Here is a 12463-nt window from a genome sequence, read left to right as displayed (position 1 = left end):
ACTTCAGCTCATCATCGAGGCTTCGGTACCACCATCCGTCCCCGGACCGAGGTTCAATTCAACGTCGGTCAACGACTGCTTCAGCTCTTCAAGTTCGGGTCTGGTCCAGATCTTGCGGCTCTCGTGCAATGCGCGAGCTTTTCCTTCAGCCATTCGAACCTCCTCTGCGTTCTGGATTCAGGATACGCAGCAGGCGGACAAACTCAAGCCGCATCCTTCTTGCGCTTCGCTTTCTTGCGCTCGTGAGGGCACAGGAGCGTCTTGCGAAGGCGGATCGATTGCGGTGTCACCTCGACCATTTCGTCATCATCGATGTAAGCAATCGCCTGCTCGAGGCTCATCCGGCGCGGCGGGGTGAGGCGGATCGCATCGTCCTTACCCGAAGAGCGGATGTTGGTGAGCTGCTTCGATTTGAGCGGGTTCACCTCCAGATCATCGGGCTTGGCATTCTCGCCGATGATCATGCCTTCGTAGACCTTCATCTGAGGGGCGATGAACAACTCGCCGCGCTCTTCCAGTGCGTTGAGAGCATAAGCGACGCTTTCGCCATCGGAGTTCGAGATGAGCACGCCGTTGATGCGTCCTTCGATCGGGCCTTTGTAGGGGCCATACTTCTCGAACAGCCGGTTCATGATACCGGTGCCCCTCGTGTCGGAGAGAAACTCGCCGTGATAGCCGATCAGGCCGCGCGAAGGGGCGGAGAAGGTGATGCGCGTCTTGCCCTGTCCCGACGGTTTCATCTCGGTGAGGTCGGCCTTGCGGCGCTGCATCTTTTCGACGACCGTGCCCGAATGCTCGTCATCCACGTCGATGACGACAGTTTCATAGGGTTCGAGTTTCTGCCCGTCCTCTTCGCGCAGCAGCACGCGCGGGCGCGAGATGCCGAGCTCGAAGCCCTCGCGGCGCATCGTCTCGATAAGGACGCCGAGCTGCAGTTCACCGCGGCCAGCGACCTCGAAACTGTCCTTGTCGTCGCTTTCGGTGATACGGATCGCGACATTGGTTTCCGCCTCGCGCAGCAGGCGGTCGCGGATCATGCGGCTCGTCACCTTGTCGCCCTCTCGGCCCGCGAGAGGGCTGTCGTTGACGGCAAAGCGCATGGCGAGCGTGGGCGGGTCGATCGGCTGGGCTTCGATCGGCTCGGTCACGCTCGGATCGGCGATGGTGTTGGCGACGGTCGCCTTTTCGAGCCCTGCAAGCGCGATGATGTCGCCAGCCTGCGCGCTCTCGACCGGTACACGCTCTAGTCCGCGGAATGAGAGCAGCTTGGTCGCACGGCCGGTCTCGACAACATTGCCGTCGCGGTCGATGGCATGGATCGGATCATTGACCTTGAGCGTGCCTGACTGGACGCGGCCCGTGAGCACACGGCCCATGAAGTTGTCGCGGTCGAGCAGCGTCGCAAGGAAGCTGAATGGGGCATCCACTTCAAGGCCCGGTGCGGGCACATGCTCGGTGATGAGCTTGAACAGCGGTTCGAGCGTGCCTTCGCGCGCATTCTCGTCTTCGCTTGCATAGCCGTCGCGGCCGCTCGCGAAGAGCGAGGGGAAGTCGAGCTGCTCGTCGGTGGCATCGAGCGATGCGAAGAGGTCGAACACCTCGTCGAGCACTTCCTGCGGGCGGCCATCGGGACGGTCGATCTTGTTGACGACGACAATCGGCTTGAGGCCGAGTGCCAGCGCTTTTCCGGTCACGAACTTCGTTTGAGGCATCGCGCCTTCCGCACTGTCGACCAGCAGGATGACGCCGTCCACCATCGAGAGGATACGCTCCACCTCCGCTCCGAAATCGGCGTGGCCGGGTGTGTCGACGATGTTGATGCGGGTTGTTTCGCCGTCATGTTCCCATTCGACGCTCGTGCACTTGGCAAGGATCGTGATTCCGCGCTCTTTTTCCAGGTCGCCGCTGTCCATCGCGCGCTCTTCGACGCGCTGGTTTTCGCGGAAAGTGCCCGACTGGCGGAAGAGCTGGTCGACGAGCGTGGTTTTTCCATGATCGACGTGGGCGATGATTGCGATGTTACGCAGGTCGCGGGACATAAGGGGTCTCGATTTTGAAAGGGGTTTTCGCTTTGCGAGGCCCCCTAGCGGTCTTGCTGCAATGCAACAAGTGCTGATGTGGGCCGACGCACTGTTGTATCCTCGCCGAAATTGATCGGTTTCCGCTCGGATCAATGGGTGTGTCAGTCATGCAACATGCGTGGATTCACCCGCGGATTTCCGCCGTTTGTCGCTTGTCGCTTACGTATGCGTAGCCTATCAGTTTTGCCAATCGGCCCGGGGCTAGAACGCGTCTGGAGACGCGCGCCGCTACGGCAAGCTAGGGTTCGATGGGATTTGGAGAGGAGTTTCCATGCGTTCGATTATTCCCGGTTCGACCGGTTCGTACCGATTCACCCTGCTCGCAGGTGCCGCAGCCTTCGCCTTGGCCGCACCAACCACCGCTCTCGCTCAGGACGTAGACACCGAAGAAGAAGATCAAGCTGGTTCCGAGGACCAGGGTCTCATCATCGTGACCGCCTCGAAGCGTGAAACGACGCTTCAGGAAACGCCGATCGCGGTTTCGGTGACTTCCGGTCAGACGCTCGAAGACGCGCAGATCCGCGACGTGCTCGACCTGCAGACCGTTACTCCGTCGCTACGCGTCAGCCAGCTCCAGACTGCTTCAGCTTCGACTTTCATTATTCGCGGCTTCGGTAACGGCGACAACAACTTCGGCATCGAACCTTCAGTTGGGGTTTTCGTCGATGGCGTGTTCCGCTCGCGTTCTGCGGGCGCCCTTTCCGACCTTCCCAATGTTCAACGCATCGAGGTCCTGAACGGCCCGCAGTCGACGCTGTTCGGCAAAAACGCATCGGCCGGTGTGATTTCGGTCGTCACCCGCCCGCCGCAGTTCGATTTCGGCGGCTCGCTTGAAGTCAGCTACGGCAATTACAATGCGCTCGTCGTCAAAGGCGATGTGACTGGTCCGATTGGCGAAAATGTCGCCTTTTCGCTCGACGGCAGCTACAACCGCCGCGACGGTTTCGGTGAGATCGTCAACCTCGGCGAAGACATCAACGATCGCAATCGCTGGTCGGTGCGCGGCCAGTTGCTGATCGAGCCCACTCCCGACCTCAGCATCCGCGCGATTGCCGATTATTCGAAGATTGACGAAGTCTGCTGCACCGTCGGCAACCTCGTCAACGGTCCGACGGGGCCCGGCATCCTTGCCGTTGGTGGCCAGATCCCGACCGATTTCTTCTCGCGCGAGGTGTTCCTCAACTTCGTCCCGGAAAACGAAGTCGACAATTACGGCGGCTCGGTCCAGGTCGATTGGGCGAGCGGACCGATCTCGGTCACCTCGATCACGTCCTATCGCGAGCTTCAGAACAGCTTCCTGACCGATATCGACTTCACCAGTGCCGATATCGCCACGGAAACGCGTGCGCAGGACCTCAAGACCTTCACGCAGGAACTGCGGATCGCGTCCGACTTTGACGGACCGTTCAATTTCCTTCTGGGTGGTTTCTTCTTCGATGAGAGCATCGAACAGGAAAGCGCAATCCAGAACGGCAGCCAGATCCGCAACTTCTTCGAGATCCTTGCCGGTGAAGATCCGGTCGCGGTGCTGACCGGACAGCCGACCCTGTTTAACGGTCTCGAAGCAAGCTTTGGATTCCCGCAGGAAAGCATCTTCAACACGCCGTTGCTCACCGATGAGCGGTATTCGATGGACAACCAGGCCATCTCGGTCTTCGGGACGCTCGATTTCGAGCCGGTTGACGGCCTCGTATTTACGGCGGGCTTCAACTACACCGACGACAAGAAGGACTTCGCGCTTTCGCAGACGAGCTTCGATCCGCTCGCGCAGGTCAACTTCGTCGATGCCTTCATCACGCAGGCAACCGCTCTGAACCCGGGGCTGCCGACGGTGACGACCCGCGACCAGTTCCAGGCTCTTCCAGCAGCGGTGCAGGCGGGGCTTATTGCCGCAGCAACCGACCCCGCGCAGAACCCGCTCCTGCCCCTGGCCGGTTTCCAGTTCCAGCCGCCGTTCCTAGACATCCCGAATGCGGTCGAAGACGGGCAGACGCGTGACGACAAGTTTACTTACCTGCTGCGTGCGGCGTATCAGGTGTCGAACGAAGTCAACGTCTACTTCAGCTACGCGACCGGCTTCAAGGCAAGCTCGGTAAACCTGTCGCGTGACAGCCGACCGCTGAACACGGACTTCCTTGAAGGCCCCGGCGCGTCGACCTTCGCTGCGCCTGACTCGCCCATCATCAACGCGGGTCTCGCAGTGCCGAACCTCGTTTCGGGTTCGCGTTTCGCCGGCCCTGAAGAGGCAGAAGTCTATGAAGTCGGCCTCAAGGCACAGTGGCCGGGCTTTGGCTTCAACCTGGCCGTATTCGACCAGACGATCGAAGGGTTCCAGAGCTTCGCCTTCACCGGCACCGGCTTTGCGCTGCGCAACGCTGGTCAGCAATCGGTGCAGGGCTTCGAGCTCGACACCACCATCGTTCCGACCGATGGCCTGGTCCTGACCTTCGCGGCGACGCACCTCGATCCGCTGTTCGACAGCTTCCCCGGAAGCGTTCTCGGCGATCTCACCGGCTTGCGTCCTGCGGGTATCCCGTCATGGGCAATCGCCACTTCGGCAACTTACACCCACGAATGGGACAGCGGCACGCAGCTCGTCACCCGCGTCGATTTCAACCATGAATCGAACGAGGACATCAACAATGGCTTGCCGACCTTCAACGCGGGGCTGGGTAACACCCTGATCTTCCGCCGCGAGGTGAACCTGCTCAACGCTTCGGCCACGCTGAAGCTCAATAACGGCCTGGAAGTCGGCGTCTGGGGGCGGAACCTCACCGACGACGAATACATCACGACCGTCTTCGACAGCGTCGCTCAGGCCGGATCGGTTTCGGGCTATCCGAATGCGCCGCGCACCTATGGCGGCGTGGTACGCTTCAAGTTCTGACCCGGATCGGGCAGAAATGCACAGAATTCAGGCCTCGCCGGTATCCGGCGGGGCCTTTTTCTTGCCGCTGACCTTGTTTTCGAAAGGTTTGTGTGGTGGCTTTGCACTTCCACACGGAGGGGATCTCAAATGGAATGGATGTTGATGCCGCTACGGCGGTACGCCGATTTTTCGGGGCGCTCGCGCCGCAAGGAATACTGGATGTTCGTGCTCTTCCAGATCATCGTTCTGGTGTTCATGGCGATACTAGTCGGCATTACGGGCGGTTTCGACGAGAGCGGAGCCAGCACCTTCGGAAGCATCATGCTGATCATCTGCGGGATCGTATATCTCGGCCTGTTCTTCATACCTGGCCTCGCAGTGACAGTCCGGCGCTTCCACGATCAAGACAAGTCGGGGTGGTTCATCCTGCTGCAATTCATCCCTTATGTGGGTGGTTTGATCGTACTCGTTTTCATGTGTCTTGAGGGGACACGCGGGCCGAACCGATACGGCCCCGACCCAAAGGGCGTGGGCGACGCGGAAACCTTCGCGTAAGTCCGACGTAATCGAAACGAGAAGGAGCGGGGCCCTGGGCTCCGCTCTTTCTATTTGGCCTCGGTCGAGGCTTGGGTGCTTTCGAGCATTCGGGCGTAACGCTCGTTGCGCAGACGCGAGAGGTTTTGCATACGCTCGCGCTCATTCGCGCCGCAGTGCTCGATCATCTTATCCGCTGTATCTGCAGGAATGGGCGGAAACACACGTTCCTGGCCCGCGAATTTTACGGTGATGGCGTCTGCCGCGAGCATGGCGGGCAGGTCTTTGGCGCTGGCCATCACCTGAAAGTTCATAATTGCGAAAGGAGGGCTCCCTGAACGCATGAAGTCCGGGGGAACAGTGGTCTTGCTTTCCAGTTTGGCCCTCGTCTCGGGCCGCAGCATATCGAACTCGAAGCCTTCGACGTATGACGCGCTCGGGCGGCTGGAATATTCCTTGTCATCGAAGGTAATCAGAATCTTCGGCTGAGGGAATTGTTGCAGAGGCTCAAGGCCGGTCACGGACATTCTGAGGCCTATGAAGTCGCACCTGATCGAGAGAAGATTCGTCGTCGTTTTCGGCGTGATTTTCTGGGAGTATCGAAGCGTCGCGTCCGTCTGGCTTTGCCATTCACCGGCGCCCGGCTCGAAGGTCTGGACGGGAGGAAGGCTCTCATCCTCAGCAATAACGGGCGCTACGGTTATTCCGACAAGAGTTGCCAGCGCGGCGAAACGTAAAGGGCGCGATCCCATGAAGAACTCCCTGCGACTGAAGTAATCGCAGCGAGCCAGCTTTCGTCATTCAAGTCAATCGCTTGCCGCGATTTCTCACAGTTCCCTGAGCGCCTGTGCCGGTTTCGCCCGGAGCAATGGCAGCGATCCGCCGAGCGCAAAGGCGAGCACCATCGCAAGGCCAAGGCCGAGCACCGCGAGAACCTCGCCCCAGTCGGGTAGCCAGTCGAACTCGAACATCTGGGTGATTATGACCCATCCGAGCAGCGAACCGAGGCCGAGCGCGACGCCGGCTAGCGCCAACGCAATCAGGCCATATTCGGCAAGTTGCATCATAAGCACCTGACGACGGCTCGCACCGAGCACGCGCAGCACCACGGTGTCGTACATGCGAGCGGCGCGTGCTGCGGCGATGGCTCCCATCAGCACCGCCAGCCCCGCCAGAACCGCGACGGCAGCGGCAGCAAGCGTGGCAAGGCTGACCTGCTGGAGGATCGTGCGCGCCTCGGTCAGCACTTCGCCCACCTCGACCACCGAACTCGAAGGAAATTCGCGCACGAGATCGCGAAGCAGCGCGCCTTGCGCTTCGGGGGAGGCGCGGGCGGGCAGTTCGATCGTGGCAGAAAGGTTGTGCGGAACATCCGCGATGGCATTCGGGCTGAATACCAACGTGAAGTTGAAGCTCATATTCTCCCAGTCGATTTCGCGGATGTTTGCAATCCGCACGTCACGTTCGGTCCCGAGGATGCCGATTGTCAGCATGTCGCCGATCTCCAGGCCCACCGCATCGGCGAATTCGGCGTCGATCGATACCAGCCTTTCCCCGGAATGGCCCGGCTCCCACCATTCGCCTTCCACGATACGGTTGCCCAGCGGCACCTCGTCGGCATAGGTGATCCCGCGCTCCCCGCTTAGCACCCATGCGCCTTCGGGCAGTTCCTCTAGCTCCGCCACACGCGTCATGTTGCCTTCGGGACCAAAGGCCAACACGGCGCCGCGCATGGTCGGTACGGCACGGATGGCGGCATCGGGGAAGCGGTTCTGGACGAGCTCGCGAAAGCGCGCCTCGCGCTCTACCGGGACATCGAGTACGAAATAGTCGGGTGCCTCGCGCGGAACGCGGGTCTGGATGTTCCCGTCGATCGCGGACTGGATTGCAGCCAGCAAGACGAACGCCGCCAGACCGAAGCCGAGCGCAGTAACAAGAGCGCCGGTCGGCGCTCCGGGGCGATGGATATTGGCAAGCGCCGAACGCAGCAACGGGTTCGACGGGCGCGGCAGGCGGCGCGCGATGAACTGGATGAGGAGGCCTAGCGCGGCTAAGGCAACAAGCGCGCCGCCCGCGCCGAGCAGGAAGCTGCCGGAAAGAACGGGCTGGTCCGTCGTCAGAAGAGCCAGCGCACAGATTGCGAGAATTCCGATGGCAGTCGCAATCAGGGCGCGCTTGTCGCGTGATAGCGGCACGACGGCTGATCGCATCAGCGCCATTGCCGGGAAACTGCGCGCGCGCAGGAGCGGAGCTGCAGCGAAGGCAAAGGCAACCAGCAGGCCATATGCCCCCGCGAGAAGCAGCGGCGCGGGCTCGATTACGAATCCGCTTTCGACCGGCAACAACCCGTGAAGCGCGGATCCGAGGATGGGGGTCACCAGCACTCCGGTGGCCAGTCCTGCCGCGCTGCCAATAAGCGCTGCGACCGCGATTTGCAGTGCGTAGACTTTCACGATGTCTCGCGATGATGCCCCGAGCACCTTTAGCGTTGCGATGCTGCCCCTGCGCGCTTCCAGATAGGACGAGACACCGCCAGCAATTCCGATCCCTGCGATCACCAGCGCAGCGAGGCCCACCAGCGTCAGGAAGTCGCTCATCTGCTCCACGAAACGGTCGGCACCGGGCGAAGCGCGGTCGCGGCTGCGGAAGTCGAACCCTGCGTTGGGGAAAGCTTCGGTCAGCGTTTCCTCAACCGCTTCGGGATCCTGCGACTGGTTTTCGAAGGCGACGCGGTACTTGCTCTGATAGAGTGCACCGGGTGCCAGCAGTCCGCCTTCGACCGGGACCTGTTCGGCGACAATGACCGTCGGCCCGAGCTGGAAGCCCTCCGAGAGCCTGTCGGGTTCGTTCTCGATTACGCCTGCGGCCGTGAGCTCCATCGTGCCAACCCTGAAGCTGTCGCCGACGTCGATCTCGAGCCGGTCCAGCGCGCCTTGAGCGAGGTAGGCATCTCGTCCGGTCGGGGCGCCAACCTCGCGTCCGTCCTTTAGCGAGAGTGCGCCGTAAAGCGGCCAACGCTCGTCCACCGCCTTGAGCTCGACGGGAGCAGCACGGCTGTCATCGCCTTCGCCCGCAGTCGCCATCGCCTGAAGCCGGGTACCACCGGAGATGGTGCCGTATTCCGCGAGCGCCGATTGCTCTTCAGGCGAAAGATCGCGCTGCCAAACCTCAACCTCGAGATCGCCGCCGAGCAGCACCTGTCCCGATGCGGCAAGCTCACGCTCGATCGCGGCTGTCAGCGTGCCGATCGCGGCAAGCGCTGCTGTGCCGAGGAAGATGCAGACGAGCAGCAATCTGAGGCCTCGGAAGCGCGCGTTGAGATCGCGCCTCGCAATCCGCCATGCGCCGCCCCAGGTGAGATCGCCAGTCTGGCTCACTCGGCGGCTTCCTTGCGCAGCGTGTCCGTCTTCGTATCCGAAACAATCAGCCCGTCGGCCATCGTAAGAACGCGCTCGCATTGCTGCGCAAGGCCTTCGTCATGGGTGATGATGAGCAGGGTCGCGCCGGTTTCCGCACGGCGCTCAAACAGGAGTTTCACGATCTCTTCGCCAGTCGCAACGTCGAGATTGCCGGTTGGTTCGTCGGCGAAGATCAGTTCGGGACGCGGCGCAATGGCACGCGCGATGGCAACGCGCTGTTGCTCGCCGCCGGAAAGCTGGGTGGGGTAGTGCCCGATACGGTGGCCCAGGCCGACCGCTTCGAGCTCGGAAATGGCGCGCGGGGTCGCGTCATCATCGCCTGCGAGCTCCATTGGCGTTGCCACATTCTCGGCGGCGGTCATGGTCGGCAGCAGGTGGAATGCCTGAAGAACGATCCCGATCCGTCCGCGCCGTGCCTGAGCCAGTGCATCTTCGTCCATCCCGGAAAAATCGGCACCGGCAACTGTCAGCGAACCGCCTGTGGCTCGTTCCAGACCAGACAGGACCGCCATCAGCGAGCTCTTGCCCGATCCGGAGGGGCCGAGCAGGGCTACCACCTCCCCGGGCTCGATATCGAGATCGATCCCGCGGAGGATTTCGACCGGCGCGCTGTCGCTTCCCAGAGTTAGCGTGAGATTGCGGGCGGAGATTGCGTTTGAAGTCTTTGTCACGGACACCAGATGGCATAGGGGGAGGGGCTCAACAAGGTACCCAGCAGAGAGGCTGATAGATGCAGATGAGCACTTGGTCGAAAACGAAGCGGTTCATGGCGGCGATCGCAGTCATGCCGCTCGCGCTTGCGGCATGCGGCGAAAGCACCGAAAATGCCTCCGCGGTTCCCGCTGAAGGCACCGCTCGCGCAGAAGGCGACCTGCCTGCGATCCCTGTGATGGGACCGGAGGTGGACATCCTCGCATTCGGCGATAGCCTTTTCGCAGGCTACGGCGTCGACAAGTCGGATAGCTACCCAGCCAAGCTTGAGGCAGCCCTTCGCTCGCGCGGCATTAACGCCGATATCGCCAATGCAGGCGTTTCGGGCGATACCAGCGCGGCGGGGCTGCAGCGGCTGAAATTCGTGCTCGATGCGCAGGACGAGGTGCCCGAATTGTTCATCCTCGAATTGGGCGGTAACGATCTTCTGCGCGGGATCGAACCGGCCGAAACCAAGGCCAACCTTGCGGCGATGATCGAGGAAGTGCAATCGCGCGGCATCCCCGTGCTGTTGATGGGAATGCGCGCGCCACCCAATTACGGCCCGGAATATCAGGCCCAGTTCGACAGGCTGTATTCCGAGCTGGCCGAGCAATATTCGGTTGCGCTGATCCCGTTCTGGCTAGAGAGCATCTATCGCGACCCCGCGCTGTTCCAGTCAGACCGTATCCACCCGACAGTCGAAGGTATCGAGCGGTTGGTCGGGGCGACTGTCGAGCGTGTCGAAGCAGCGATCCCTGAGGACGCGCGCGTCAACGAGCCGGTTTAGAGCCGTTCCAATGACCCGTCGCTTACGCGCCAGATCGCCGCTTCTCCCTCGATTCCCGCGAAGGGAGGAAGCTCGGTCCCGGTCATCCAGACCTGCGCCTGACCCTGACCGAGACGCCGGAACAGTTCAGCGCGGCGCACGGGATCGAGATGCGCCGCCACCTCGTCGAGCAAAAGCACGCTCGGGCGGCCTGAGGAGGCGAGCACTCCATGCGCAAGGGTGATCGCGATCAGCATCGCCTTTTGCTCTCCGGTAGAGCACGAGGCCGCTGGGACGCCGGACAACGCCATCACCACTTCGAGCTCATCGCGGTGCGGCCCTGTAAGCGCGCGGCCTGCCGCCCGGTCGCGGGGGCGCGCGCGGGCAAGTTCTGCCAATAGGTCTGCAACGTCGGTCGGACCGCCGGGGCGATAGGTGAGAATGGGACGGGCAAAGGGTTCGGGTGGAAGCGCGGAGAGTTCGTCCGACAGAAGACTGATGAGCCTCGCGCGGTTCTGCGCCACAACCGCTCCGTGCTGCGCGATCTGCGCCTCGATCGCATCGAGCCAGCGGGCATCGCCGCCATCTTCGAGCAACCGGTTGCGCTCTCTCAGCGCATTCTCGAGCGATGTGACATTCCTTGCATGGCCCGGTTCTACCGCAAGCGCCATGCGGTCGACGAAGCGTCGCCGCGCGCCCGCGCTGTCGGTGAAAAGGCCGTCCATCGCCGGAGTGAGCCACGAAATCGCAAGCCATTCCGATAATACGCTGGCAGGGGCTTCGGCACCGTTGATACGCACTAGGCGGCGGGTCGGGCGGTCCGGCTCGGTATAAGTGCCGAGCCTCGCTGAAACCTGACCCTGCTCGATCAGGCTGGCACCGATCGCGAACCCGGCGGGTTCGTCATCGGGTTGGGCACGATAGGCGAGCTCGGCAAGGCTTGCACGCCTCAGGCCGCGCCCCGGACTAAGCAGCGACAGCGCCTCCAGCACATTGGTTTTTCCTGCGCCATTCTCACCCACCAGCAGGTTGAAATGCGCGGTTTCCGCAAGCTCGCTGCTCACGTGATTGCGGAAGGTCTGCAAGGAAATCTTGGTCAGCGCCATGGGAGAGGGAAGCGGTAGCACGGCGCTCCGGAAAGGCCAGCGCGGGAGACGATGAATTCACCGATCCCAACAGGTGGGGAAATATCCCAATGTATGGGATTTGTTAACCTGCTGTTCAGCTAACCGCAAAGCGAAAACCGCAGAATTCTCCCGTTTTTCGAGTTTGGCACACCTCCTGCAAAGTGTTGGGCGTCCACCGGGATCGTCCCGAAAGACACTGAAACAAACCAAAGGAGACCTAACAATGTTTGCACAGACCCTTACCGACCGCTTCGCCGCAGCCGCTTTCTCGATCGCAGTTTCGGCAGCATTTTTTGCCTACGCAATCATCCCCGCCAGCCCGACGCTGATGGCCTGATTGATCAGCCACACCCCAATTCAAAAGGATACCCCGACCCATGTTTACCACTGACTTCGGCACTCGCCTTTTCGCCGCCGCCTTTTCGGTGATCGTTTCCTCGGCAGTTTTTGCTTACGCGATCGTCCCGGCAAGCCCCGGCCTCGCCTGATCCCAAACCCGATAGACCTCGAAAGGAGCAACAACACATGTATTCGTTCTTCGACCTGGGCGGCACGGCAAGCGCGCGTATCGCAGCCGGTGTTGCCGCGACGATCATCACCGTTCTGGTCATGGCGACAGCTATCATTCCGGCCAGCCCATCAACCCCGTTCCTCTTTGGAGCCCTCGCATGAACAACATCACCAAGAATAACGGTCGCCCGCCCAAGGCCGGGTTTCACCTCGACAAAAGCAATGCCAAGCTTTTCGGTGTCTGCTCGGGACTTGAGAATGCGACAGGCATCGATGCCATCTGGTGGCGTATCGGATTTGTTGCCACGACCCTCATGGGTTTCGGACTGCCGATCCTGATCTACGGCGCAGTCGCCCTGATCTCAGACTAAGCGCGGCATACGAAAGAGCGGACCCCGGTTTTTCGGACCGCTGCGCAACCGATCTGACAAAAACCGGGAAGGGGCCATCTGGCCCCTTTTTTG

General features: G+C 61.5%; 13 protein-coding genes. 7 read left to right on the top strand and 6 right to left on the bottom strand.

Annotation, left to right across the window (positions count from 1 at the left end; all coding sequences use genetic code 11):
• Positions 1-3 precede the first annotated feature (3 nt).
• Positions 4-153, bottom strand: coding sequence for a hypothetical protein (locus FIU90_RS15570; protein WP_172970259.1), 150 nt, complete (start codon positions 151-153; stop codon positions 4-6).
• Between the two features lie 50 nt (positions 154-203).
• Positions 204-2039 carry a translational GTPase TypA gene (gene typA, locus FIU90_RS12790; protein ID WP_152435124.1) on the bottom strand — a complete coding sequence of 612 codons (1836 nt, stop codon included), beginning with the start codon at positions 2037-2039 and terminating at the stop codon, positions 204-206.
• 313 nt (positions 2040-2352) lie between these two features.
• Here typA and FIU90_RS12785 point away from each other — a divergent pair, with 313 nt between their 5' ends.
• Positions 2353-4968, top strand: coding sequence for a TonB-dependent receptor (locus tag FIU90_RS12785; RefSeq protein ID WP_152435123.1), 2616 nt, complete (start codon positions 2353-2355; stop codon positions 4966-4968).
• A 129-nt stretch (positions 4969-5097) separates the two neighbouring features.
• Positions 5098-5505, top strand: coding sequence for a DUF805 domain-containing protein (locus tag FIU90_RS12780; protein ID WP_152435122.1), 408 nt, complete (start codon positions 5098-5100; stop codon positions 5503-5505).
• Between the two features lie 50 nt (positions 5506-5555).
• On the opposite strand, the gene FIU90_RS12775 is transcribed toward FIU90_RS12780, so the two are convergent.
• The 3 genes from FIU90_RS12775 to FIU90_RS12765 all read right to left on the bottom strand — a co-directional run bounded on the left by FIU90_RS12775 (position 5556) and on the right by FIU90_RS12765 (position 9574).
• Positions 5556-6236 (bottom strand): hypothetical protein, encoded by a 681-nt coding sequence (locus FIU90_RS12775; protein WP_234029521.1) that lies wholly within the window; start codon positions 6234-6236, stop codon positions 5556-5558.
• Between the two features lie 75 nt (positions 6237-6311).
• Entirely contained in the window at positions 6312-8861 is a 2550-nt protein-coding gene (locus FIU90_RS12770) for an ABC transporter permease (protein ID WP_234029520.1), read from the bottom strand.
• On the bottom strand, positions 8858-9574 hold the full coding sequence (locus tag FIU90_RS12765; protein ID WP_152435119.1) for an ABC transporter ATP-binding protein: 717 nt from the start codon (positions 9572-9574) through the stop codon (positions 8858-8860). The genes FIU90_RS12770 and FIU90_RS12765 overlap by 4 nt, the downstream gene beginning before the upstream one ends.
• 59 nt (positions 9575-9633) lie before the next feature.
• Here FIU90_RS12765 and FIU90_RS12760 point away from each other — a divergent pair, with 59 nt between their 5' ends.
• On the top strand, positions 9634-10383 hold the full coding sequence (locus FIU90_RS12760; RefSeq protein WP_152435118.1) for an arylesterase: 750 nt from the start codon (positions 9634-9636) through the stop codon (positions 10381-10383).
• Here the strand turns inward: FIU90_RS12760 and recF are convergent.
• Entirely contained in the window at positions 10380-11468 is a 1089-nt protein-coding gene (gene recF, locus FIU90_RS12755; protein WP_152435117.1) for a DNA replication/repair protein RecF, read from the bottom strand. The two genes, FIU90_RS12760 and recF, sit on opposite strands and share 4 nt — an antisense overlap.
• Positions 11469-11712: 244 nt before the next feature.
• Here recF and FIU90_RS15650 point away from each other — a divergent pair, with 244 nt between their 5' ends.
• The 4 genes from FIU90_RS15650 to FIU90_RS12750 are packed head-to-tail and all read left to right on the top strand — an operon-like array spanning position 11713 to position 12370.
• Positions 11713-11826, top strand: coding sequence for an enoyl-CoA hydratase (locus FIU90_RS15650; RefSeq protein WP_199799334.1), 114 nt, complete (start codon positions 11713-11715; stop codon positions 11824-11826).
• A 40-nt stretch (positions 11827-11866) separates the two neighbouring features.
• Positions 11867-11977, top strand: coding sequence for an enoyl-CoA hydratase (locus tag FIU90_RS15645; protein WP_199799333.1), 111 nt, complete (start codon positions 11867-11869; stop codon positions 11975-11977).
• Between the two features lie 37 nt (positions 11978-12014).
• The gene (locus FIU90_RS15565) at positions 12015-12161 is read left to right on the top strand and encodes a hypothetical protein (RefSeq protein WP_172970258.1); all 147 of its coding nucleotides are present in this window, start codon (positions 12015-12017) and stop codon (positions 12159-12161) included.
• The gene (locus tag FIU90_RS12750; protein ID WP_152435116.1) at positions 12158-12370 is read left to right on the top strand and encodes a PspC domain-containing protein; all 213 of its coding nucleotides are present in this window, start codon (positions 12158-12160) and stop codon (positions 12368-12370) included. The genes FIU90_RS15565 and FIU90_RS12750 overlap by 4 nt, the downstream gene beginning before the upstream one ends.
• Positions 12371-12463 lie beyond the last annotated feature (93 nt).

The organism is Erythrobacter sp. THAF29, from assembly GCF_009363635.1.
Classification (GTDB): Bacteria; Pseudomonadota; Alphaproteobacteria; order Sphingomonadales; family Sphingomonadaceae; genus Erythrobacter.
This window is presented reverse-complemented; position numbering and strand designations above follow the sequence as displayed.